The 24,053-nt window shown below is 57.1% G+C and carries 24 protein-coding genes; 10 read left to right on the forward strand and 14 right to left on the reverse strand.

Annotated elements, in window-relative coordinates:
• Nucleotides 1-198: 198 nt before the first annotated feature.
• The gene (locus WA302_RS13690) at nt 199-681 is read right to left on the reverse strand and encodes a hypothetical protein (RefSeq protein WP_025303100.1); all 483 of its coding nucleotides are present in this window, start codon (nt 679-681) and stop codon (nt 199-201) included.
• Between the two features lie 225 nt (nt 682-906).
• Here WA302_RS13690 and WA302_RS13695 point away from each other — a divergent pair, with 225 nt between their 5' ends.
• Nucleotides 907-1,200, forward strand: a complete 294-nt coding sequence (locus WA302_RS13695) for a hypothetical protein (protein ID WP_025303099.1) — start codon at nt 907-909, stop codon at nt 1,198-1,200.
• A gap of 265 nt (nt 1,201-1,465) precedes the next feature.
• On the opposite strand, the gene WA302_RS13700 is transcribed toward WA302_RS13695, so the two are convergent.
• Nucleotides 1,466-1,642, reverse strand: a complete 177-nt coding sequence (locus WA302_RS13700) for a GhoT/OrtT family toxin (RefSeq protein ID WP_025303098.1) — start codon at nt 1,640-1,642, stop codon at nt 1,466-1,468.
• A gap of 820 nt (nt 1,643-2,462) precedes the next feature.
• On the opposite strand from WA302_RS13700, the gene WA302_RS13705 reads away from it, so the two are divergent.
• Nucleotides 2,463-3,152, forward strand: coding sequence for an alpha/beta hydrolase (locus tag WA302_RS13705; RefSeq protein ID WP_025303097.1), 690 nt, complete (start codon nt 2,463-2,465; stop codon nt 3,150-3,152).
• 200 nt (nt 3,153-3,352) lie between these two features.
• Here the strand turns inward: WA302_RS13705 and WA302_RS13710 are convergent, their stop codons facing one another.
• The 3 genes from WA302_RS13710 to yeaG form a co-directional block, all read right to left on the reverse strand.
• The gene (locus WA302_RS13710; protein WP_004932237.1) at nt 3,353-3,583 is read right to left on the reverse strand and encodes a hypothetical protein; all 231 of its coding nucleotides are present in this window, start codon (nt 3,581-3,583) and stop codon (nt 3,353-3,355) included.
• A gap of 335 nt (nt 3,584-3,918) precedes the next feature.
• On the reverse strand, nt 3,919-5,187 hold the full coding sequence (locus WA302_RS13715) for a YeaH/YhbH family protein (RefSeq protein WP_004932234.1): 1,269 nt from the start codon (nt 5,185-5,187) through the stop codon (nt 3,919-3,921).
• A 132-nt stretch (nt 5,188-5,319) separates the two neighbouring features.
• Nucleotides 5,320-7,254 carry a protein kinase YeaG gene (yeaG, locus tag WA302_RS13720; RefSeq protein WP_025303096.1) on the reverse strand — a complete coding sequence of 645 codons (1,935 nt, stop codon included), beginning with the start codon at nt 7,252-7,254 and terminating at the stop codon, nt 5,320-5,322.
• A 426-nt stretch (nt 7,255-7,680) separates the two neighbouring features.
• Between yeaG and WA302_RS13725 the strand changes: the two genes are divergently transcribed.
• Nucleotides 7,681-8,445: a MipA/OmpV family protein gene (locus WA302_RS13725; RefSeq protein ID WP_147823886.1), complete on the forward strand. Its 765-nt coding sequence runs from the start codon at nt 7,681-7,683 to the stop codon at nt 8,443-8,445.
• A gap of 94 nt (nt 8,446-8,539) precedes the next feature.
• On the opposite strand, the gene WA302_RS13730 is transcribed toward WA302_RS13725, so the two are convergent.
• Together WA302_RS13730 and gapA are read right to left on the reverse strand one after the other, a co-directional pair.
• Entirely contained in the window at nt 8,540-9,415 is an 876-nt protein-coding gene (locus WA302_RS13730) for a D-hexose-6-phosphate mutarotase (protein ID WP_261456421.1), read from the reverse strand.
• An 83-nt stretch (nt 9,416-9,498) separates the two neighbouring features.
• Nucleotides 9,499-10,494, reverse strand: a complete 996-nt coding sequence (gene gapA / locus WA302_RS13735) for a glyceraldehyde-3-phosphate dehydrogenase (RefSeq protein WP_004932222.1) — start codon at nt 10,492-10,494, stop codon at nt 9,499-9,501.
• Nucleotides 10,495-10,842: 348 nt separating this feature from the next.
• Here gapA and msrB point away from each other — a divergent pair, with 348 nt between their 5' ends.
• Together msrB and WA302_RS13745 are read left to right on the forward strand one after the other, a co-directional pair.
• A complete protein-coding gene (gene msrB / locus WA302_RS13740) occupies nt 10,843-11,256 on the forward strand; it encodes a peptide-methionine (R)-S-oxide reductase MsrB (RefSeq protein WP_004932219.1) in 414 nt (137 codons plus the stop codon).
• 63 nt (nt 11,257-11,319) lie between these two features.
• On the forward strand, nt 11,320-11,592 hold the full coding sequence (locus WA302_RS13745; RefSeq protein ID WP_025303093.1) for a YeaC family protein: 273 nt from the start codon (nt 11,320-11,322) through the stop codon (nt 11,590-11,592).
• A gap of 42 nt (nt 11,593-11,634) precedes the next feature.
• Here the strand turns inward: WA302_RS13745 and WA302_RS13750 are convergent, their stop codons facing one another.
• From WA302_RS13750 to sppA, 4 genes are all read right to left on the reverse strand, one after another.
• Nucleotides 11,635-12,912: a glycoside hydrolase family 18 protein gene (locus WA302_RS13750; protein WP_261456420.1), complete on the reverse strand. Its 1,278-nt coding sequence runs from the start codon at nt 12,910-12,912 to the stop codon at nt 11,635-11,637.
• A 233-nt stretch (nt 12,913-13,145) separates the two neighbouring features.
• Complete coding sequence (pncA, locus tag WA302_RS13755) at nt 13,146-13,778, reverse strand: bifunctional nicotinamidase/pyrazinamidase (RefSeq protein WP_261456419.1); 633 nt, start codon at nt 13,776-13,778, stop codon at nt 13,146-13,148.
• A 22-nt stretch (nt 13,779-13,800) separates the two neighbouring features.
• Entirely contained in the window at nt 13,801-14,817 is a 1,017-nt protein-coding gene (gene ansA / locus WA302_RS13760) for an asparaginase (RefSeq protein WP_047730911.1), read from the reverse strand.
• Nucleotides 14,818-14,910: 93 nt separating this feature from the next.
• Nucleotides 14,911-16,767: a signal peptide peptidase SppA gene (sppA, locus tag WA302_RS13765; protein WP_025303089.1), complete on the reverse strand. Its 1,857-nt coding sequence runs from the start codon at nt 16,765-16,767 to the stop codon at nt 14,911-14,913.
• A 160-nt stretch (nt 16,768-16,927) separates the two neighbouring features.
• Between sppA and WA302_RS13770 the strand changes: the two genes are divergently transcribed.
• From WA302_RS13770 to WA302_RS13790, 5 genes are all read left to right on the forward strand, one after another.
• On the forward strand, nt 16,928-17,479 hold the full coding sequence (locus WA302_RS13770; protein ID WP_004932204.1) for an NAD(P)H nitroreductase: 552 nt from the start codon (nt 16,928-16,930) through the stop codon (nt 17,477-17,479).
• A gap of 157 nt (nt 17,480-17,636) precedes the next feature.
• The gene (selD, locus tag WA302_RS13775) at nt 17,637-18,680 is read left to right on the forward strand and encodes a selenide, water dikinase SelD (protein ID WP_025303088.1); all 1,044 of its coding nucleotides are present in this window, start codon (nt 17,637-17,639) and stop codon (nt 18,678-18,680) included.
• Nucleotides 18,681-18,688: 8 nt separating this feature from the next.
• Nucleotides 18,689-19,798 (forward strand): tRNA 2-selenouridine(34) synthase MnmH, encoded by a 1,110-nt coding sequence (gene mnmH, locus WA302_RS13780; RefSeq protein ID WP_261456418.1) that lies wholly within the window; start codon nt 18,689-18,691, stop codon nt 19,796-19,798.
• Nucleotides 19,798-21,723, forward strand: coding sequence for a DNA topoisomerase III (locus tag WA302_RS13785; RefSeq protein ID WP_043142985.1), 1,926 nt, complete (start codon nt 19,798-19,800; stop codon nt 21,721-21,723). The genes mnmH and WA302_RS13785 overlap by 1 nt, the downstream gene beginning before the upstream one ends.
• Nucleotides 21,720-22,016 carry a YnjH family protein gene (locus WA302_RS13790; protein WP_261456417.1) on the forward strand — a complete coding sequence of 99 codons (297 nt, stop codon included), beginning with the start codon at nt 21,720-21,722 and terminating at the stop codon, nt 22,014-22,016. The genes WA302_RS13785 and WA302_RS13790 overlap by 4 nt, the downstream gene beginning before the upstream one ends.
• Nucleotides 22,017-22,037: 21 nt before the next feature.
• Here the strand turns inward: WA302_RS13790 and WA302_RS13795 are convergent, their stop codons facing one another.
• The 3 genes from WA302_RS13795 to WA302_RS13805 form a co-directional block, all read right to left on the reverse strand.
• Nucleotides 22,038-22,439: a pyrimidine (deoxy)nucleoside triphosphate diphosphatase gene (locus tag WA302_RS13795; protein WP_197836952.1), complete on the reverse strand. Its 402-nt coding sequence runs from the start codon at nt 22,437-22,439 to the stop codon at nt 22,038-22,040.
• 44 nt (nt 22,440-22,483) lie between these two features.
• Entirely contained in the window at nt 22,484-23,290 is an 807-nt protein-coding gene (xthA, locus tag WA302_RS13800) for an exodeoxyribonuclease III (RefSeq protein ID WP_336064238.1), read from the reverse strand.
• Between the two features lie 101 nt (nt 23,291-23,391).
• Entirely contained in the window at nt 23,392-23,964 is a 573-nt protein-coding gene (locus WA302_RS13805; RefSeq protein ID WP_004932190.1) for a TIGR00730 family Rossman fold protein, read from the reverse strand.
• Nucleotides 23,965-24,053 lie beyond the last annotated feature (89 nt).

Raw genomic sequence — 24,053 nt, forward strand, 5'->3', positions numbered from 1 at the left:
GCTCGGGATACTCTTATCAGGTTGGTCGTTATCGGTGAGAACGCTTATCTTTATTCTGTGCATGGTCGGCTACTTGCTGTTGCTGGGCTACCTTAGCATGTTCGTCACGGACAAGATCTGTGAGAAGGCGGGCAACTTCACTAAAATATGCCGCGTCGTAGACATTTCCGAACCTCATATCCCTAAGTAGCAGTCTGTTTACCCCAGATAGTCGGTGGTAATCAACGGGGTCAGGATGGCCGCCAGCGCCATGAGCGCTCCCCATTGCCGCCAGCCCAGCCGCGCCAGCCAGTCATGTCGCTGCGGCGGCGTGGCCAACTGCCCGACGGCCACGCCGCCGGTCAGCAGCAGCGTCAGAATCAGCAGCACCAGGCCGCGGCTCACCAGCGTGAACTCGACATGCAGCACATTGGCGTAATAGAGGCGCATCAGAATAAAATAGCTCAGCAAGATCCAGGCGAAAACGACGTTCTTCCTGAGTACCTGCTGCAGCATCAACGCGATGAACAGGCTGTGAAAAAGCGACAGTAGCGGGGCCTCGATCGGATGCCGAACGCAGACGTTGTAGACCGCCATGTAAATGTTGAAAACCAGCAGGATATAGATCACGTAAATATACCAGCCGTAGATGACTTTGAGCTTTTTCGGGTTCGGCGGCAGGGAGAGTGCGTCCGGTTTCATTAATGCCTCCTGATGATGCCATGCAAACGCTGCGGTTGAAGACGACGCGGCGACATCGTAATTTTAAATCCACTGGGTATATATCACCCGTGCGCTAAATGACAATTAAACGCATGAACGGCTTTATTTCCGCGTTGACCTGGAACTCTTTGGCGCTTGCGGGGTCGATTAGCGTGCGAATGTCTGGCGGTTTTCCCACCACAATGGAAGACGTAATACATTGATATGAGAGATTATAAAAACACTTCTGGCACAAAAATCCTGCTGCTGTTCAGCCTGATATTTTACACACTGTTGCCACCGTTGTTGACGACGGCCGTGTTCAACCGTTTCAATCTTAATCCGTTCGCGATCGTCAAATTTTTTCACTTTAACCCGTTTTTGGCCGATCGGGGCATACCCAGCTATCAGACTTTCTTCTATTTGCTGATGCTATGGTTGGGGTTCAATGTTTTGCTCTGGCTTCTGGTGTGGGGGGGAGGGCGACTGTATCAGCGCTGGCGAGCGCCGCGCGGCTGATAGTTTTCCAAAGGGAAAAAGTTGCGTTGGGAAATGACTTTACATTCAATAATGAGACGTATTATCATTTGTTTCGCCGGTGAGGGGAAAAGGGTTGTCTCCTTCTGTGCCCCCCGATCCGGCACGACATTGCTCACATTGCTTCCAGTTTTCATGCCAGCCTTGCGCTGGCGTTTTTTTATCCCTCGCCCAAAACCACGACGTCGGTGGTCAGCCTCATTTCATTAACACGATTGCTTAAAAGCCACCGCGCGGCATGGGGGCGTTAGAACAGCGAAAACAGCAACACGACCGGCAGGCTCAACGGCCAGGTTAACCCGATGGTCACTGCGCTGATACAGCGAATTTTGACGGTGTCCCGGCTAACCAGGTAGGTGAAAACCATAGAAACTAAAAGACCAATAAAATAACAGTATTGCGTTGCAACCCACAGCGGCGACATGAAACCCGATCCCAATTGTATTTTTACGCGCGAATTCTAGGAGCTTGGCGGGGGATAATCAATGACCAAAGGCCGTTTATTCAAACCTTTATTCATAAGGACGCATAATTCATTTCTATAAAGAACGTGGGGTTATTAACGGCTTTACGTTTATTACCAAAAGAAATCAACAGCATAGTTACCGGTAACATTCTGCGTCAGGCAAGCCATCGTTTTGGAGGAACTCCGCTGAGCAGTAAAAGGGCCTGTGAGGGGGGGAAACGCGATGAGGCTATAATTCATAAAAATTAATGATGTATTTGCGGCAAAAGGCTGAGGTGAAGTGCCGTTGTCCGTTCGCGAGCCCTTTAAGCGTCGGTTTTAGCGCATCGTAACGATGCGCCGCTGACGAGTCGGGAAGAGGGATTGTTGTCGTTGTAGGTTTAATGAATGTTAAGACCGTAGACGAACAGCCACGAAAACAGCAGCGCCAGCAGGCATGCCATAAAAACGATGGAGATCATTTCCTTCACAACTTCATTCCTTTTCCCGTGAGTCAAATTTACTTCTCTTTGTTTTTGCGCGAAATTTTAGATCGCCATGGGTAAAAATCCTAGTTTTAATCCCGTTTTTTTCTCTGGCATTGCGGCGTAAGCCGCGTCGATAGGCCGTGGCGACGCCGGAAAAGCAGGGGGCGTTAACTCGTCGTAGCTATTGCTGAACGCTGTGGGGCTGACTATATAAAATAGGGACTGTGTGACGTCGAAGGCAGCCAGGCGTGTCTCTTAAGGGGGGCCGTTCATCTGTCTACGGCGCTTTCCTATGAGATGAGGAGTCGGCAATGAGCACAAAACCCACTATCGTGCTGGTACATGGATTCTGGGGCGGCGCCGCGCACTGGAGTAAGGTTATCATCGAGTTGTCACGCAGGGGCTATTCGGCGATTCATGCGGTAGAAATGCCGTTGACCTCGTTGGCTGAGGATGCGGAACGTACGCGTAAGATGGTCGCGCAGCAAGCGGGACCGGTAGTGTTGGTAGGGCACTCTTACGGTGGTGCCGTGATCACGGAAATGGGCAACCAGCCTAACGTGGTTGGCCTGGTCTACATCGCCGCGTTTGCGCCGGATGCCGGTGAAAGTGCCGGCGATATTACGCAAGCGCATCCTCCTGCGGCAGTCGAGAATTTGACCCCGGACAGCGACGGTTATCTGTGGATCAAAACCGACAAGTTTCACGAAAGCTTTTGCCAGGATCTGACCGCCGACGAGGCGCTGGTGATGGCGGTGGCGCAGAAGGCTCCGCTGGCTGATACCTTTGGTAACACCCTCGGTGAACCTGCCTGGAAACATAAACCGTCATGGTATCAACTCTCCAGCGACGATCGCATGATAGCCCCGGAGAATCAGCGACGTATGGCGCAGCGGCTGCAGCCTAAGAAAGTGATGGTACTCAATGCCAGCCACGCCTCGCTGGTCTCTCACGCCGAGGAGGTGGCGAGTTTGATTGACGAAGCGGCCGGTTCGCAATAAAGCAAGAGCCGAAAGGTTCTTCGGAATAAAAGGTGACAGACTATTCCTCCGCTGCCTATTACGCCGGGCTAAAGAGCCGGCGTAATAGGGGCCCATTAAGGATAAACGCTGATATCGCTATCGATATTAATGATTAACAGCATCATCAGCACGACGGCGGTGGCAATAATGGCGTAGATGTCTGCCTTACGCATATCGCCTTAACGCCCGTTAACCCCGATCATTTCTATTGCCGCACGATGCAGCCTCTGAAAATAATCATCGGGCTGTTTTTCTATCTCCTGGATAAGGCTGGCGAGCAGGTTCTGTTTGGTTATCGGCTTGTTGGCGGTCAGCACCAGAAGCACGTTTTTGCCGAGCAGGCAGCATATTTGCTTATGGTATTCATCAACGTCGTGTTTGTTGAGGCCATAGAGGGTGTAGTCGATCATGATGTTTAACCTGCTGACAGGTAGATGCCCGCCGCAGCGGGCTGAGAAGCCATAGAAAAATAAAATGAGGCAAATTTCGCTTAGGAAAGGTCTTAAGCGATGGGATAACGATAACTGAATGGGAATATTCCTATCAAGCCGTGTGGACGTGGAGGCGAATGTTTAGGAATAACCTCAGAAGAACAAATAATAGAGAGGGTCGTTCTGGGGAACGCGACTTATTATTGACATTGTTATTGTGTAAAAAACAAACACGGATGATGTAAATATAATGCGGAAAAGAAACAGCCGGAAAACGGCGTTTTCCGGCTGTGGTGACATTCACGCGATGTTATTCACACGGTCTGCTTGCGAAACAGTTCGCGGAATACCGGATAGATATCGTCCGGTTCGCGGATATGCTGCATGGCGAAGTTGTCGAACTTCGCCTGCAGATCCTCATATTCACGCCACAGCGTTTGGTGAGCGCGGCGAGTGATCTCTATGTAGCTATAATAACGCACCATCGGCAGGATCTTCTTCGCCAACAGTTCATGGCACAGCGGTGAATCGTCGGCCCAGTTGTCGCCGTCCGAGGCTTGCGCGGCGTAGATATTCCATTGCGCCGGGTCATAACGTTCTTCGACGACGTCGTTCATCAACTTCAGCGCACTGGAGACGATGGTGCCGCCGGTTTCCTGTGAATAGAAGAACTCCTGTTCATCCACCTCTTTTGCCTGGGTGTGATGGCGAATATAGACCACCTCAACGTTTTTGTAGGTTCGGCTCAGGAACAGATAAAGCAGAATGTAAAAACGCTTGGCCATGTCTTTGGTCGCCTGATCCATCGAACCGGACACGTCCATCAGGCAGAACATCACCGCCTGGCTCGAGGGCTCCGGCCGGCGCTCATAGTTTTTGTAGCGCAGGTCGAAGGTATCGATAAACGGCACGCTTTCGATTTTCTTGCGCAGTTCGGCAATTTCTTTGCGCAGCCGCTCCTCTTCCAGCAATTGCACGGGTTCGGTGTTTTCCAACTGGGTCAGCGCGTCTTCCAACTCGTGCAACGCGCGTCTTTTACCGGCGGTCATGGCGGTACGCCGCGCCAGCGAGTTCTGCAGCGAACGCACGACGCTGATGTTGGCCGGCACGCCGTTGGCGGTATAGCCGGCGCGATGGGTTTTGAACTCGGTCAATTGCTTGTACTGATTCTTCTTCAAGTTGGGCAGGGCGAGATCCTCGAACAAAAGATCGAGATACTCATCTTTGGATATCTGGAAGACGAATTCATCCTGGCCCTCACCGTCCTGACTGGCGTTCCCTTGGCCGCCGCCACCGCCTGCGCCGCCCTGAGGCCGCTCAACGCGATCGTTCTGCACGAAGTGGTCATTGCCCGGGTGAACGCGATGGCGAGTGCCGCCGCGCCCCTGATGAAACATCGGTTCGTTGATATCGTCAGTGGGGATGGAGACCGACTCCCCGCTGTCTACGTCGGTGACCGAACGCTTGTTGATGGCTTCGGCAATCGACTGTTTGATTTGCGACTTGTAACGGCGCAAGAAGCGCTGGCGGTTCACCATGCTCTTGTTTTTGCCGTTCAGCCGTCGGTCAATGAAATAGGCCATACTTCCCCCAAACGACGTTGCCAACTCTTCATGTCCCGGCCGCGGCAGCGCAATGTGCCAGCCCCTCCGTGGGCTGCGCTGCAACGTCCATGACTGTGGACATGGCCCTGATAATGCCGCTTACCTGAGGCGTTATGAGGATTTTCTGACCCGCAGATACCATTCACACAGCAGGCGCACCTGCTTGCGGGTATAGCCTTTCTCCATCATGCGGTCAACGAAGTCGTCGTGTTTTTTCTGCTCGTCCGTCGACGTTTTGGCGTTGAACGAAATCACCGGCAACAGCTCTTCGGTATTGGAGAACATTTTTTTCTCGATCACGGTGCGCAGCTTCTCGTAGCTGGTCCAGTTCGGATTGCGGCCGTTGTTGTTGGCACGAGCGCGCAGCACGAAGTTCACGATTTCGTTACGGAAATCTTTCGGGTTGCTGATACCGGCCGGTTTTTCAATTTTTTCCAGTTCGGCGTTCAAAGACTCACGATCGAATAGCTGACCGGTATCGGGATCGCGATACTCCTGATCCTGGATCCAGAAGTCCGCGTAGGTCACATAACGGTCAAAAATGTTCTGTCCGTATTCCGAGTAGGATTCCAGATAGGCGGTCTGGATCTCTTTGCCGATAAACTCGGCGTATTTCGGGATCAGATAGCCTTTCAGGTGTTCCAGGTATTTCTCGGCCAAATCCTGCGGGAACTGTTCGCGTTCGATCTGCTGCTCCAGCACATAGAACAGGTGTACCGGGTTGGCCGCCACCTCGGCGTGATCGAAGTTGAATACCCGCGAGAGGATTTTAAAGGCGAAACGGGTGGAGAGGCCGTTCATGCCTTCGTCAACCCCAGCGTAGTCGCGGTACTCTTGATAGGACTTGGCTTTCGGATCGGTATCCTTGAGACTTTCGCCGTCATACACGCGCATTTTCGAGTAAATGCTCGAGTTTTCCGGCTCTTTCAACCGCGACAGCACGCTGAACCGCGCCAATGTTTCGAGGGTGCCCGGTGCGCAAGGCGCGTGAGTCAGCTCGCTGTGATCCAGCAGCTTGTCGTAAATTTTGATCTCTTCAGACACGCGCAGGCAGTAAGGTACTTTGACGATGTACACGCGGTCGAGGAACGCTTCGTTGTTCTTGTTGTTGCGGAAGGTCACCCACTCGGATTCGTTGGAGTGCGCCAGAATAATGCCGCTGAACGGCAGGGCGGAGATGCCTTCAGTGCCGTTGTAGTTGCCTTCCTGGGTCGCGGTCAGCAGCGGATGCAGCACCTTGATCGGCGCTTTGAACATCTCGACGAACTCCATAATCCCCTGGTTGGCGCGGCACAGGGCGCCGGAGTAACCGTAGGCGTCCGGATCGTTCTGCGCGTGGTTCTCCAGTTTACGGATATCCACTTTACCGACCAGCGCCGAGATGTCCTGGTTGTTTTCATCGCCCGGTTCGGTTTTGGCGATGGCGATCTGTTCCAGAATGGAAGGGCGCACCTTCACGACTTTAAATTTGGTGATGTCGCCGCCGAACTCATGCAGGCGTTTCGCCGCCCACGGCGACATGATAGTGCCGAGGTAGCGACTCGGGATGTTGAACTCTTTCTCCAGGATCGAGGCATCTTCCTGCGGGTTGAACAGGCACAGCGGATGATCGTTGACCGGGCTGCGCTCGCCATTGGCGCTGAGGGTGTAGATGGGCACGCGCTGCATCAACGCCTTAAGACGTTCTGCCAGCGAGGACTTACCGCCGCCCACCGGGCCCAGCAGGTAAAGGATCTGTTTCTTCTCTTCCAGGCCCTGCGCGGCGTGTTTCAGGTAAGAGACGATCTGTTCGATGGCCTCTTCCATGCCATAGAATTCCTCGAAGGCCGGATAGCGTGCGATCACGCGATTGGAGAACAGGCGCGACAGGCGTGATTCTAGCGCAGTGTCGACCATCACAGGTTCACCGATAGCCATCAGCAGACGTTCGGCCGCGTTGGCATAGGCACTGCGATCTTGCCGGCAAATGGTAAGAAATTCCTGCAGTGTGAACTCTTCGTCCTTGGCAGCTTCGTAGCGCTGGCGATAGTGGTCAAATATGTTCATGATGCCCGTCCTTTCGTTATTAGCACAGGTTAAAGAGAGCGTGTGATAGTGTTCTGGCCCCCGGAAGATGAGAATACGCCTGAGTACAGCAACCCGTATGCCAACTTGGTGCGCTTATTATCGCGAGTTGCGCTGTATGCCACTGGGCCCAGGATAAATTCGCCTTCTGATTTAAGCTTAGTTTGCTTGCCGGAAAATTTCCTGCCGCAGAAAAAGCTTTTTTTAAGTCATATCAATGACTCAGTTATTACCGTGTTAGCCAAATGCCTTGTCTGGCGCGGCCTGCGGGATAAAACGTCATCGTTCCGCCATGATTAATTCATAATTCCGCTATAAGTTATTCGATCTTGGTCGTTTTCTATTGTAAAGATTAGGCGCGCAACTAAATTTTCACATAAACTATTGCGGCTATTAACCCTGTAATTTATGGAAAAAGAACCAGTGAAGATTTCAAAACTCAAAACGCTAGCAATTATCGCTTCCGCAATGGTTTGTGCGCAAAGTGCTCAGGCGGGGACCTGGTCACTTGGCGCTGCCGCGCTGGTTAGCCCGGACGCGTATCGCGGTTATCAGGACCGCGTTTATCCGGTGCCCGTCATCGACTATGAAGGTGACGACTTCTACTTCCGTACTCTGACCGCCGGTTACTACCTGTGGAAAGATCAAGAAAACCAGCTGAGCATCATGGGTTACTACACGCCATGGGGCTACCGTCCGGGCGACAGCGACGACGATCGCATGAAGCGCCTCGACAAGCGTCGCGGCACGCTGATGGCCGGCCTGGCCTATTCGCACAACGCGGAGTGGGGCACTATCCGTACCACTTTCACCGGCGATACGCTGAACAACAGCAACGGGCTGGTGGGCGATGTGGCTTACCTGTACAAGTTTGATCTGGACGCATTGACGCTGGTCCCGGGTGTGGGCGTGATGTGGAACAGCAAGAACCAGAACAAATATTACTACGGCGTCAGCGCCAATGAATCCCGCCGCAGCGGCCTGGATAGCTACACCCCAGGCGATAGCTGGGCACCGTATCTCGAGCTGAGCGCTAATTACCAGCTCAACAAGAGCTGGAACGCTTTCTTCGTCGGCCGCTATGTGAAGCTGTCGGATGAAGTAAAAGACAGTCCGATGGTGGATAAATCTTACACCGGTTTGTTGATGACGGGTGTGAGCTACACCTTCTAATCACGCATTGCACGATTATCGTGCATAGCGTGCATCAAAAAGGGGCGCAAGCGCCCCTTTTGCACATCTACAGTGCGCTGCCGCGCACGATCCCTCAGGCGTTTTTACGGCTGCGGAAGGTGACTCCCAAACGGGCGGGTTGCTCGCCGGCGGCGATCAGCGGTTTGCTGACGCGCCCGGTCTCGATACAAACCATGGTCTTGTAACCGTCGTTCGGCATATCCCCCATGCTGCAGGAGAGTTCTGCGCCGGGGTTCCAGGCGATGACGTCGCTCATATGATGGTGGTGAACCTCGATGGTGCGTGCGAGCGCCGGATCGCGGATCTGGCTGAAGGCTTCCGGGCGAGTATAGACACGATCGGTTTGGCCGACGAAGGTCACTTCGCCGGCCTGACGTGCCTCTGCGCCGCCCGCCACCTTGTCGATATAAGGCTCGCCCAGACCCGCCACGCTGACCCGTTCGATGTCGCCGACCTGGAAGTAGCTATGTAGCGCCGCCGTGGCCTGATAATCGCCGTGCGATTCCAGTTCGATCTCGCACTCTGCACCCAGTTTGAAGCGGGCAATCAGCGTGAAGGCGTGCGGCCACAGTTTTCGGGTCTGCTCATTGTCTTTCAGCGTGAAGGTCAGAATGACGCCGTTGTCATCTTCATCGTGGGCCGTCAGGCTCCAGGGCTGGTTACGGGCAAAGCCGTGGGAGGGGTGCGCCACTGGACCGAACCACGGCCAGCAGATCGGTACCCCACCGCGGATGGCCTTGCCTTTGGCAAACGGGGTATTGTTGCTGAGCCAAATTACCGGCTGCTCACCGCTGGGCTGCCAGGCCAGCAAATGGGCGCCCTGCAGCGCGACGGCCGCGCGCACTTTCGGGTGCGAGACCACCACCACGCCCAGCTCATCGAGCTGACGTTGGCTGATGTAAGGTGAAATCTGTTCGGAAACGGGCAGGGTGAAAATTTTCTCGTTCATTTCATGACCTATTGTTTGCCGGAGAGACAAATAAAAAAGGGCGACAAAAATGTCGCCCTCATTATCAGCTTAACATCATGCCATTACTTGGAGATGTGAGCGATCAGATCCAAAACCTTGTTGGAATAACCGGTTTCGTTGTCGTACCAGGAAACCAGCTTCACGAAGTTGTCGTTCAGTGCGATACCGGCTTTGGCATCGAACACGGAAGTCAGCACTTCGCCGTTGAAATCGGTGGAAACCACGTCGTCTTCAACGTAGCCCAGAACGCCTTTCATAGAACCTTCAGCGGCGTCTTTGATGGCTTTCTTGATTTCTTCGTAGGTAGCCGCTTTTTCCAGACGTACGGTCAGGTCAACAACGGATACGTTAGGCGTCGGTACGCGGAACGCCATACCGGTCAGTTTGCCTTTCAGCTCTGGCAGAACCACGCCAACCGCTTTCGCTGCGCCGGTAGAAGAAGGGATGATGTTCTGGGATGCGCCGCGGCCGCCGCGCCAGTCTTTGTGGGACGGGCCATCAACGGTTTTCTGAGTAGCGGTGGTCGCGTGAACGGTGGTCATCAGACCTTCAACGATACCGAAGTTGTCGTTGATGACTTTAGCCAGTGGCGCCAGGCAGTTGGTGGTGCAAGAGGCGTTGGACACGATGTCCTGGCCGGCATATTTGTCAAAGTTAGCGCCGCGCACGAACATTGGGGTCGCATCTTTGGATGGGCCAGTCAGAACCACTTTTTTAGCGCCGGCGGTGATGTGTTTACGCGCGGTTTCGTCGGTCAGGAAGATACCGGTCGCTTCAGCAACCACGTCAACGCCTACTTCGTTCCACTTCAGGTTAGCCGGGTCTTTCTCTGCGGTAACACGGATGGTTTTGCCGTTAACAACCAGGTGGCCGTCTTTAACTTCTACCGTACCGTTGAAACGGCCGTGAGTAGAGTCATACTTCAGCATGTAAGCCATGTACTCTGCGTCCAACAGGTCGTTGATTGCAACGATCTCGATGTCAGAACGCTCTTGAGCAGCACGGAAAACAATGCGACCGATACGGCCAAAACCGTTGATACCTACTTTGATAGTCATATATTCCACCAGCTATTTGTTAGTGAATAAAAGGTTGGTTGTAAAATTACAAAAACCTTACCCAGCGTCAAGCGGAATCGTGTCAATTCTTGCGGCAAGTCAAACCAGAAGGGTGGTTTTGCACGCTTATTGCACAGTCCATTTGCGCTTGGCCTCATCCGTTATATGGGGACAAGCCGCCAAGTATAAAGTCAGCATACGCAAGATGTGTGATCGCTATCACATATCATCGTGACGTAGCCTTTATGGGCTACAGTTTAGGCCAAAAACCCCTGCAGCGGTGTTAATTTTTTGTTATTATTAATCATTGTTTTCGTTGACATTATCCACATTCAGAGATAAGCACAAATGGCTAAAGAGACAACCCCCGGTCATCCGGTCACGGAACTGAATGAAATCCAACGTTATGTGACGCAACAGCGTGGTACCGAAGCGCCGTTCAGCGGCAAATTGCTGCACAACAAGCGCGAGGGCGTGTACCATTGCCTGTGCTGCAACCAGCCGCTGTTCTATTCCGAAACCAAATACGATTCCGGCTGCGGTTGGCCGAGTTTTTATGAGCCGGTTTCCGCCGATGCAATCCGCTATCTTGATGATAATTCGCATAATATGCATCGTGTTGAAATCCGCTGCGGCCACTGCGACGCGCACCTGGGGCACGTTTTCCCCGATGGCCCGCAGCCGACAGGCGACCGCTACTGCGTCAACTCCGCCTCGCTGAGTTTCACCGATGGCGAAAATGGCGACCAAACGGCCGGTTAAGTGGTAATTTAACTAACAAAATCGATTCAGCTAATTATTCATCCGTAAGCGAGAAGGGCTCTGATGGACGTGAAAGATCTGATTGCGGCGATGACGCCCGAGATATACCAGCGCCTGGTACTGGCGGTTGAGCTGGGTAAATGGCCGGACGGCGTGGCGCTGACGCCGGAACAGAAAGAAAATAGCTTGCAGGCGGTGATGCTGTGGCAGTCGATGCACAACGTCGATCCGCAGCACATGAGCATCGGTACCGACGGGCAGATTGTGATGAAGAGCAAGCAAGAGCTGAAACAGCAGTTCGTTGCCGAGCCGCTGGCCAAACTCAAACCGCAGTAACGCGACCCTAAAGCGGGGCGATGTCGCCATCGCCCCGTCGACTCACCGTTTTTCGCCCTTTATGCCCAGCGATTCCGCCAGCTGCTGCGCCAGCCGGTTGTTGTCGTCCGCGCCGTATTCCCAGAACATCGCACCGCCCAATCCCTGGCTTTTGATGTAATCGGCCTTGATGGCCACCGAACGCGGGTTCTCGTAGGAGATAGCGAACAGCGGTTTGCCTTCGGCGGATTGCAGCGTCAGGTATGGCACTTTGGCGTCGTCATCCCAGTGCTCGCGGAAACGCTGCTGCGGATCGTTGAGCAATTTGTTGACGATATCGCGGTATTTAAAGTAAGTGTCTTTGCTGAGATCCAGCCCCAGCGCGTTGAACAGGGCGGTTTCGCGCGCGCTGAAGTCAGGCTGCGTCACCGGATGCTTGGCGGCGTCCGGTTTGTCCCAGTCGATGCCCGCCTCGGTCGCCCGTTTCGGCACCCGGCCGTAGAAACCGATGCCCAGGTTCATCTGTGCCGGTTTCAGACCGGCGGCCAGATAATGCTTTACCACGTTATCGGCGCTGTAGCGATCGGCGGCGGCTACGGTTGGCCAACGCGTTGAATCGTACAGGTTGGCATTGAAGTACTGCGTGCCGTAAGCCATGTCGTAAGTCATCAGATTGATGTAATTGAGGTAGGGCGCAATATTTTTCACATCGACCCATTCACGTGGGCTTTTGACGTTGGCGCCAACGGCGATGGTCAACAGTTTGCCTTTACCCAGCGCCTGATGAAGTTCTTTCAGCAGCAGGGTGAAGTTGTCGCGGTCTGCCGGTTGGCTTTCCACCAAACCCCAGGCGCCGTTTACCGGGTATTCCCAGTCCAGATCGATCCCATCCAGCCGGTACTGCTCGATCACCTGCAACGCGGAGCGAATGAAAATCGCCCGGTTTTCCGCGGTGGCGGCGGCGCCGGAGAAACCGCGTGCGCCCCAGCCACCGACTGACAACAGCACTTTCAGCTCGGGGTTCTGTTTGCGCAGCACCGGCAGACGTTGCAGATCGGCCGTGACTTTCGGCGACAGGTAGATCTGGTGGCGGCGAGCGGGGTCTTTCAGCGCCGCATTGGTTTCGTCTTTCTCGTCGTTGTAGATCAGGCCAAACGAATAGTTGAGGTGGGTGATTTGCGTCACGTCCAGCTTGTCGATGTCGCCACCGGGGCCGGCGGTGACGTCGCCGCCGCCGTTGAAGTAGCCGACGGAGAGATAGGCCGCCTGAGCCGCGCCGATACCGGCGATAGCCAACTGCACCGCTGCCAGCAAAGGCAGCAGTTTTCGGGTTATTTTCATGTTTGTCTCCTTGGGATCGGCAAGGCCGACCGTACCGCCAGGGGCGGGCACAATAAAGCCGGGCTCAGTGGGCCCCGGATGCGTATAACCGATTGACGCCAAAAGCGTCGCAGTCATAACAGCAAAAGCGCCTGCCGGTCACAAGCCGTTGGGGAAGAAGAAAGGCGGTATTGTGAGCAGCGTCGATAATTTCGCCGCCGCGCAGAGAGGGCGCCGGTGGCGCCCGAGCGGATTTAGTTGGCGAGAAACTGTGACAGGGTAACTAGCTGCGCGCCGGCGCGCGCCATCTCCTGCAGCGCTCGCTCACTGTCGTCCGGCTGCAGATTCACGCCGCGGCAGCCGTCGACGATCACTTGCGTCGGATAGCCGGCAGCCAGCGCATCCAGCACGCTGAACTTCACGCAGTAGTCGGTCGCCAGGCCCATGATCGCCAGCCGCCGGACGCCCTGCGATTGCAGCCAGCCGTGCAGTTCGGTTTGCGCACGGTGGCCGTTATCGAAGAACGCGCTGTAGCTGTCGATGTTCGTATCTTGCCCTTTGCGAAAGACGGCATTGATGTGTTGCCGCTGTAACTGGGGATGAAAATCGGCGCCGTGGCTCCCTTGCACGCAGTGCACCGGCCACCATACCTGCGGCAGGCCTTCCAGCTCACCGAGGGTGCCGACCTGCGCATCGGAGTTCACCGCAAAGCTGCGGTGATTGGCGGGGTGCCAGTCCTGGCTGGCCACCACCGGCTCGCCCCGCGCCAGGCAGGCGGCGATCGCCTGATTGGCGACCGGGATGACGGCGTCGCCCGCCGTGACCGCCAGCGCGCCGCCGGGGCAGAAGTCGTTTTGCAGATCGATCAACAACAGGGCCGTTTTCATCGCCGCTCCAGAGTTCAGTCGATTAACCGTTGATGCTCAGCTCGCCGCGCAGATCTTGCTGCATCAGGGCGCGGATTTGTTCCGGCGTCAGCGGCTGGCTCAACAGATAGTGCAGCTTGGTCAGGGCGGCTTCCACCGTCATGTCGAAACCGCTGATAACCCCGGCGTGCGCCAGCGCGTTGCCGGTGGCGTAGCCTTCCATATTGACGCGCCCGGAGATGCACTGCGTCAGGTTGACCACCACGATGCCGCGTTCGGAGGCCGCACGCAACTCGTCGATCAGCTCGGCCTTCTGCGGCGCGTTGCCGACGCCGTAGGAACGCAGGATCAGCGCCTTGACCGGCTGCAGCAGGAAGTTACGCACCACCGCGCCGGAAATGCCCGGATAGATAGTGACCACGCCGATCGGCTGCGGCGTGATGTCGTGCACCCGCAGAGCGCCGTTGCAAGCCGGGCTGTCGATGCCGTGCTGGCGACGAATGTGAATGCCGGCTTCCAGCAGCGGCGGCAGATTCGGGGAGGCGAAGGCGTCGAAGCCGTCGGCGTGCGCTTTGGTGGTGCGGTTGCCGCGGAACAGCTTGTTGTTGAAGAACAGGCTGACTTCGTTCACCGGATGGTTGGCTGCCAGGTACAATGCATTCAGCAGATTGGTTTGGCCATCGGAGCGCAGCTCCGCCAGCGGAATCTGCGAGCCGGTGACGATCACCGGCTTAGCCAGGTTCTCCAGCATGAAGGAAAGCGCCGAGGCGGTGAACGCCATGGTGTCGGTGCCGTGCAGGATCACGAAGCCGTCGTAGCGATCGTAGTTCTGCTTGATGTCGTCGGCGATGTGCTGCCAGTCTTCCGGCGTCATGTCCGAAGAGTCAATCAATGGCGCGTATTCATGAATGGTGAAATCCGGCATTTCCGGCCGATGGAATTCCGGCATCAGCGCCAGTTGGCGCTGCAGGTGGCCGGAAACCGGGATATAGCCGTGATCGGAGCGCTGCATGCCGATGGTGCCGCCGGTGTAGGCGACGTAAATGGATTTCTTTTGCATGGTCATGATTTTAACAAAGATAAGATGGGCTGAATTATAGGGGCATGGCGGCAGAAAAAAAGCCCGGCGATGGCCGGGCTGCAGAATTATTTGTTAGCGGACTTCTCCGCAGGTCAGACAGATCGCGTAACGGTTCTGCGGATCGTTCAAGTTATTGAACAAACCCGGCTGCTCTTTCACCGCATTGGCGACCGAGGCCAGCGGGGCAGGCAGCATGGCCTGAATCGCCGCCGGCAGCATGGCGTGAATGGAAACGCCGAACTGGCTGAGCACCATATCGCTCAGGCTCGGGGTATCGACGAACCAGTCAAGCTGCCACTGCTGCAGCTTCGCCAGCTCAGCGGCTTTCTTCACCGCGTCGTCAAAATCGCCCAACTGATCGACCAAGCCATTGGCCTTGGCGTCGCTGCCGAGCCAGACGTGGCCTTGGGCGATTTGATCGACCTGCTGCGGGGTCATCTTGCGCGATTTGGCAACCAGATCGAGGAAGTTCTTATACCCGTTTTCGATGTTCAGCTGCATCATCTGTGAGAACTCCTGCGGCAACGCCTTGGTGACCGCGATGTCGGCCAGCGGCGAGGTCGCCACGCCGTCGGTGTGCACGCCCAGCGTATCCAGGGTTTTCTCGTAGGTATTGATGATGCCGAAAATGCCGATGGATCCAGTCAGCGTACTCGGGCTGGCGATGATGTAGTCGGCCGGCGTCGAGACCCAGTAACCGCCCGATGCGGCCATGCCGCCCATCGACACCACCACCGGTTTGCCGGCGGCGCGCACGGCGGCCAGCTCGGAGCGGATCACTTCGGACGCGCTGACGCTTCCGCCAGGGCTGTTGACACGGAACACCACGGCTTTGATGGCCGGATCCAGACGCGCCTGACGCAGCTCGGCGGCGGTGGTGTCGCCCCCGACGTTACCCGGCGTCTGCGGGCCGTCCATGATGGCGCCGTTGGCGAAGACGACGGCGATCTTGCCGCCCTGGTTCGCGTCCGGTTTCGGCTGATAGTCGTAGATGCTGATGGCGTTGAAATCGTTTACCTGTTTGTCCCAGCCGAAGGTCTTGACCAGCTGATTTTCGATCGCGGTGCGCGACGCCAACTCGTCCACCAGCTTGTTGTCCAGCGCATAGCGAGCGGTGTCGCCACCGGCCGCCTGCAGGCCGCTCAGCACGCCGGCGGCGCCGGGGAACAGCTGCTGCGGCGTCAGCTGGCGGTTGGCCGCGACGGTCTCCAGATAGTTCTGCCACAGGCCGCCAATCCAGCGGCTGTCTGCTTCGCGCGCCGCCGGAGACATATCGTCGCGGATCAGCGGTTCGACCGCCGATTTATAGGTGCCGACGCGGAAGATATTGGTGGTGACCTTGAGCATGTCCAGCAACGACTTGTAATACAGGTTGTTGGTGGCGAAACCGTGCAGATCGACCGCGCCCTGCGGCGACAGGTAGACCTTGTTGGCGTAGCTGGCCAGATAGTATTGCGTCTGGTTGTAGCTGTCGCCGATGGCGAAGATCGGTTTGCCGCTGTCGCGGAACTCGCGCAGCGCTTTGCCGATATAGCGCAGCGACGGCTGATCGGCGCCGACGAAATCATTCAGCTGCAACACCATGCCGGTAATGTTTTTGTCGTCTTTGGCCTTGCGGATGCTGTCGACTACGTCGAACAGCGAGTTTTCCTGCAGGCGGCTGCTGGAGGCGCCCAACAGTTCGCGGCCCCATTGCCGCACTCGGTTGTTTACCGAAGGCTGATCGACCACCACGCCGCTTAAATCGACCAGCAGCGCGCCGCGCGCCGGGGCCGTCGAGGTGGAGGAACTTTGGAAGGACAGATAGATGCCGACCCCAACCAGGATCAGCAAGACCAGGAACAGGTTAAGGATCAGTTCCCTGATAAAATTCAGCAGACGCCATGTCCACCGGAAAATGCCGGCAATAATTTGCCACAATGTGCGCATGTGCTCTCCAACAAGAGTCGAGAATGTTCCGCTATCCTAATGAGCGGCCGGGTAAATGTCAGCTTTAAATCGTGGCACACAGACGCTATCGCCGAGGCTGTAACTCGTCGTTTAGCTATGTTAACGTGGCCGGAATGAAAATTGTTATCAGGAGTTTACGATGGATGCTCTGGATCTTTTATTGAATCGTCGCTCGGCTTCGCGCCTGGCGGAACCGGCGCCGGCGGGGGAAGTGCGCCAAAATATCATCAACGCGGGCCTGCGTGCACCCGATCACGGCGCGCTGCAGCCGTGGCGTTTCGTGATGATCGAGAATCAGGGCCTGGAACGCTTCAGTCAGCTGCTGCAGGCGGCGGCGAAGCAGGATCAGCTGGACGAGGCGGCGATCGAAAAAGCCACCAAGGCGCCGTTCCGCGCACCGCTGATCATCACCGTCATCGCGCACTGCACGGAAGAGACCAAAGTGCCGCGCTGGGAGCAGGTGGTTTCCGCCGGTTGCGCCGTGCAGGCGATGCAGATGGCGGCGCTGGCGCAGGGCTTTAACGGCATCTGGCGCACCGGCGCCTGGACCGAGCATGCGCTGGTGCGTGAAGCCTTCGGTTGCCGCGAGCAGGACGAGATCGTCGGCTTCCTCTATCTGGGGACGCCGCAGCTGAAGGCTGCCACCAAGGTGACGCCGCCGGACAGCACGCCTTTCGTCAGCTATTTCTGAGTTTTTTCCAACGGGGCGCGGTGAAAATGCGCCAAACCCCGTAAAATTGCATGGTTTCTGAGCAGGCCGTTCGCTTATCGGCGGCCCGCTCTTATCAATCCCCTCGGCAAGCGCTACCCTATGTTATCTTGAGTGCCGTTACCGAAGGGAGTGGACTATGACATCGCCAGCGATCCGTTTAACCCAGTACAGCCATGGCGCTGGCTGCGGCTGCAAAATCTCACCGAAAGTTCTCGAAACCATCCTGCATAGCGAGCGGGAAAAGTTTGTCGATCCGCGCCTGCTGGTCGGCAATGAAACCCGCGACGATGCGGCGGTGTACGACATTGGCAACGGCGTCGGCATCATCAGCACCACCGACTTCTTCATGCCGATCGTCGACGATCCATTCGATTTCGGCCGCATTGCGGCTGCCAACGCCATCAGCGACGTGTACGCCATGGGCGGCAAACCGATCATGGCGATCGCCATTCTCGGCTGGCCGATCGCCAAGCTGCCGCCGGAGGTGGCGCAGCAGGTGATCGACGGCGGCCGCTTCGCCTGCCAGCAGGCGGGGATCGCGCTGGCCGGTGGCCATTCCATCGATGCACCGGAACCTATTTTCGGCCTGGCGGTGACCGGCGTGGTCAATACCGAGCGGGTGAAGAAAAACAGCGCGGCACAGGCCGGATCAAAACTTTATCTGACCAAGCCGTTGGGCATCGGTGTGCTGACGACCGCCGAGAAGCAAAGCAAGCTGCGCCCTGAGCATCAGGGCCTGGCGACTGAAGTGATGTGTCGCCTGAATAAACCGGGTGCTGATTTTGCCGAGGTGGCGGGCGTCACAGCGATGACCGACATCACCGGCTTTGGCCTGCTGGGTCACCTGAGCGAGGTATGCCAGGGCTCCGGTCTGCAGGCGACGGTCTGGTTTGATCGGGTGCCGAAACTGCCGGACGTCGAGGCGTATATCGCCGAGGGCTGTGTGCCGGGCGGCACCGGGCGCAACTTCGACAGCTATGGCCATCTGGTGGGCGAGATGAGCGATTTGCAGCGCCAGCTGCTGTGCGATCCGCAAACCTCCGGCGGCTTGCTGTTGGCGGTATTGCCGGAGGCGGAAGCGCAGGTGCTGGCGATTGCCGAACAGCACGGTATCACGCTCAACGCTATCGGTGAATTGCATGTGGCATCGGCCGATAAGCCGCTGATCGAGGTCGCGTAGTGTCCAACATGCAAGGAAGGGCGGACAGCGACGATTACCAACGCATTTTCCTGCAGGACGTGCCGCTGATTGACGTGCGCGCACCGATCGAGTTTCAGCAGGGCGCCTTCGCTCAGGCACTGAATCTGCCGCTGATGATCGACAGCGAACGCCAGGCGGTCGGCACCTGCTATAAGCAGCATGGGGAACAAGCGGCGATCGCGCTCGGCCACAGCCTGGTGAACGGCAAACTGCGCGAACAGCGCACCGCCGCCTGGCTGGCGGCCTGCGCAGAGCGGCCCGAAGGCTATATTTACTGCTTCCGCGGCGGGCTGCGCTCGCAGCTGGTGCAGCAATGGCTGCATGAGGCCGGCGTCGAGTACCCGCGTATCATTGGCGGTTATAAGGCGCTGCGCAATTATTTGCTCGGCGTGCTGGCGCAAAGCGCGGCATTGCCGATGGCCCTGGTGGGCGGCAATACCGGCAGCGGCAAGACGTTGCTGGTCAACGAACTGGCCGACGGCGTCGATCTGGAAGGCATGGCGCGCCATCGCGGTTCATCTTTTGGTCGAACGCTGGCGGGCCAGAGCTCGCAGATCGATTTTGAGAATCGTCTGGCTGTGTTATTGCTGAAAAAACAGCATGGTGGCAGCCGCCGTTGGGTGCTGGAAGACGAAGGGCGGATCATCGGCAGCAACAATCTGCCGCTGCCGCTGTTCAATGGGATGCAGCAGGCGCCGGTGGCGGTGATCGACGATCCGTTCGACATTCGTCTGGCGCGTCTGCAGGCGGAATATATCGACGGCATGCGCGAACAGTTCGAACAGGCCTATGGTGTGGAAGACGGCTGGCGACAGTACGACGACTATCTGCACCACGGTCTGTTCGCCATACGCCGCCGCCTGGGGCTGGAACGCTTCCAGCAGCTGACGCAACGACTGGAAGCGGCGCTGCGGACACAGCGGCTCAGCGGCCAGGGCGAGGCGCACCGCGAGTGGCTGGCGCCCCTGTTGCAGCAGTACTACGATCCGATGTATTGCTATCAGTTGGAAAAGAAAGCCCAGCGGATTGTCTTCCGTGGGAACTATGCAGAAGTAAGAGAATTCTTGATGACGTTCAGCCAGAAAAACGGTGAATAATGCGACTGTTCATAGCCGAGAAACCGAGTTTGGCGCGCGCCATTGCCGACGTCTTGCCCAAGCCGCATCGCCGCGGCGACGGGTATATCGCCTGTGGCAACAACGACGTGGTGACCTGGTGCGTCGGCCACCTGTTGGAGCAGGCTCAGCCTGACGCTTATGACAGCCGCTATGCGCGCTGGTCGTTGGCGGATCTGCCGATCATTCCCGAAAAATGGCGGTTGCAGCCGCGGCCTTCGGTCAGTAAACAGCTCAACGCCATTAAAAAGTTGCTGCTTGAAGCCGATGAAGTGGTTCACGCCGGCGACCCGGATCGCGAAGGGCAACTGCTGGTGGATGAGGTGCTGGACTACCTGGATTTGACGGCGGAGAAGCGCCAGAACGTGCGCCGCTGTCTGATCAACGATCTCAACCCGCAGGCGGTGGAGCGCGCGGTCGAGCGGCTGCGCGACAACCGAGACTTTATCCCGCTGTGCGTGTCTGCGCTGGCACGTTCGCGCGCAGACTGGCTGTACGGCATCAATATGACCCGCGCTTATACGCTGCTGGGCCGCAACGCCGGTTACGACGGTGTGCTGTCGGTGGGCAGGGTGCAGACGCCGGTGCTGGGATTGGTGGTGCGGCGCGATGAAGAGATCGAAAACTTCGTGCCGAAAGATTTCTTTGAGGTCAAGGCGCACATCGTTACGCCGAAAGAAGAACGCTTCGTGGCGCTGTGGCAACCCAGCGACTCCTGCGAACCTTATCAGGATGAAGAGGGGCGTTTGCTGCACCGGCCGTTGGCGGAGCACGTGGTCAAGCGCATCGAGGGCCAGCCGGCGCTGGTCACGTCCTATAACGATAAACGGGAATCAGATACTGCGCCGCTGCCGTTTTCGCTCTCCACGCTGCAAATTGAAGCGGCCCGGCGTTATAACCTCAGCGCCCAACAGGTGCTGGACGTTTGCCAGCGGCTGTACGAAACCCATAAATTGATCACCTATCCGCGTTCCGACTGTCGCTACCTGCCGGAAGAACATTTCGCTGGCCGCCATGCGGTGCTGAACGCCATCAGCGTGCACCAGCCTGAACTGTACCCGCAGCCGGTGATCGACAGCGATCGCCGCAACCGCTGCTGGGACGACAAAAAGGTCGATGCGCACCACGCTATCATTCCTACCGCCCGTGCCGGCAAGATTAACCTGACGCAGGATGAACGGAACGTGTATGGGCTGGTGGCGCGCCAGTATCTGATGCAGTTTTGTCCGGATGCGGTGTTCCGCAAATGCGTGATCGAGCTGGATATCGCCGGCGGCAAATTCATCGCCAAGGCGCGTTTCCTGGCGGAGGCCGGTTGGCGTACGCTGCTGGGCAGCAAGGAACGCGACGAGGAAAATGAGGGCGCACCGTTGCCGGTGGTGGCTAAAGATGATGAGCTGCTGTGTGAGCGCGGTGAAGTGGTGGAGCGCCAGACGCAGCCCCCGCGGCCGTTTACCGACGCCAGCCTGTTGTCGGCCATGACCGGCATCGCGCGGTTCGTACAAGATAAAGCGCTAAAGAAAATCCTGCGAGCGACCGATGGTTTAGGTACGGAAGCGACGCGAGCGGGGATCATCGAATTGCTGTTCAAGCGGGCGTTTCTGTACAAGAAGGGACGCTATATTCACTCCAGCGAAACCGGGCGCGCGTTGATTCACTCGCTGCCGGATCTTGCTGCACGCCCTGATATGACGGCAAACTGGGAAGCCACGCTGACGCAAATCAGCGAGAAATCCTGCCGCTATCAGGACTTTATGCAGCCGTTGGTCGGCACGCTGCAAGAGCTGATTTATCAGGCCAAGCAGAGCCGGGCGAGCATGGCGTTTCGTGGATTGCCGCCGCCGCCCTCCAGCGGGGGCAAAAAACGCAGGAAAAGCGCCGGCAAGGCGCAGGAGAAAAGTGAATGAAGCGTGGACTCACTGGGGTGCTGGCTGCCGCTGCCCTGGCGTACTGCGGCCTGGCGGCCGCCAACCGGGGCGATGTGGACGTGGTGTTGCCGGTTTCGCCGGAGATCTGGGGCACGGCCAAAAGCGGCGTCAACCCGCCGCCGGCGCAGCCCTGCAACCGCTGTTGCGTCTACCAGAACCAGAACTATTCCGAGGGCGCGGTGCTTAAAGTTGAAGGAGAAGTGCTGCAGTGCGTGCGTGAGCCTAACACCATCGGCACCAACCCCTTGATTTGGGTGCGATTGAAGAAGTGACGATGTAACCTATCGCCGCGCTCAGCGTACATCGCCTTGCGCGGCGATATAGCCCGCCAGCAGTGGAATGTCAGCGGGTGCCAGAGCGTATTCCTGCGCCTGTTGCGGCGTGACCCAGACCAGCGCCGAGTGGCAGCGCTGTTGCAGTTCACCGGAGAACTCTGCGACTTGCCAGGCGTGCAGCCGGATGAGGCGTTCGCCTTGCTGCCACTGATTGCTGCCCACATAGTTGCCGATACGGGCGCAAATTCCCAATTCTTCATCCAGCTCGCGCGCCAGCGCCTCTGGCTGGCTTTCGCCGGCTTCAACCTTGCCGCCGGGGAATTCCCACAGACCGGCCTGGTCGCTGTCTGCGCCGCGCTGGGCCAGCAAAATACGGCCATTTTTTTCCAGAATGGCGGCTACCACGTCGATAATTTTCATTGGCTTCACAGAGTAAAACCCCGGCGAGCGCCGGGGTGATGGGGTTACAGCGTAAATTCCGCCCAGACCGGTGCATGGTCGGAAGGTTTCTCCATACCACGGGTTTGGTAATCGATGCCGGTGGCGATGCAGCGCGAAGCCAGCGGGGTGCTGGCGAGCAGCAGATCGATACGCAGGCCGCGGTTGTCGTCGAACCCTTTGGAGCGGTAGTCGAACCACGAGAATTCGTCGCTGCGCCCCGGGTTGGCGTGGCGGTAGGTATCCACCAGGCCCCAGTTCAGCAGGCGGTCCATCCATTCACGTTCTTCCGGCAGGAAGGAGCATTTACCGGTGCGCAGCCAGCGTTTGCGGTTGTCTTCGCCGATGCCGATATCGTAATCGCTGGGGCTGATATTCATGTCGCCCATGATCAGCACCGGGGATTCTGCCGACAGCTGTTGCTCCAGGTAATTTTGCAGGTCCTGATAAAACCGCGTTTTAGCCGGGAATTTGCTCGGATGGTCGCGGCTTTCACCTTGCGGGAAGTAGCCGTTGATCACCGTCAGCGTGCCCTGTGGCGTAGCCAGATCGGCCATGATGATGCGACGCTGCGCATCTTCTTCATCGGTCGGGAAACCGCGGTGCACGGCCAGAGGCTCCGCTTTGGTCAGCAGCGCCACGCCGTAATGGCCTTTTTGCCCGTGATAGAATACGTGGTAGCCGTGTTGGCTGACGTCTTCCAATGGGAACATGTCATCGTGAACTTTGGTTTCCTGCAGACCGATCACGTCGGGCTGGTGCTGTTCGATAATTGCCGCCAGCTGATGCGGACGCGCGCGCAGTCCATTGATATTAAAAGAGACAAACTTCATGAGCGGTGCCGTTTTCACGAGAAAAATGTGCTGTGATAGTAGCAGAGTTTGGCGGGAAATGTAACGCAGACAGCGGCGGGACCGCTGACTGCGCAGCGGGTTTATTTCGCCCAGCGGTCGTAATTTTTAGGTTGATAGTCGTCAAACTGTTGCAGCAGCGTTTGTGCCGATTCACTGATGTGCAGGGTACCGAGATAGTCGTGGCGCATGAAACCCTGATCGGCGACGTGCTCGAGGAACTGGCTCAGTGGGCGGTAGAATCCGTTGACGTTCAGCAGGCCGACCGGTTTGTTGTGATAGCCGATTTGCCCCCAGGTCCAGATTTCAAACAGCTCTTCCAGCGTGCCGATGCCGCCGGGCAGGGCGATAAAACTGTCCGCCAGCGCCGCCATACGGGCTTTGCGCGTATGCATATCGGGTACCACTTCCAGTTCCGTCAGGCCACGATGCGCCGTTTCCGCTTCCACCAGGCGCTCGGGGATAATGCCGACAGCTTCACCGCCCGCTGCCAACACCGCGTCTGCCACGATCCCCATCAATCCTTTTTTGCCGCCGCCGTAGATTAAACGGCGCCCCTGAGCGGCCAGCAGCTGCCCCAGTTGACGAGCCTGCTCGGCATAAGCGGGATTGACGCCCTCACTGGCGCCACAAAAAACGCAAATATTGTTTCGCATCCACCTGTTCCTTACTGCACTAAAGAAGCCAGTGGTATAGCGAATTGTCGGCCGGAGTTCAAGTTACGGGCGGAGGAGAGAAATAAAAC

The organism is Serratia sp. 201, from assembly GCF_037027545.1.
Classification (GTDB): domain Bacteria; phylum Pseudomonadota; class Gammaproteobacteria; order Enterobacterales; family Enterobacteriaceae; genus Serratia; species Serratia bockelmannii.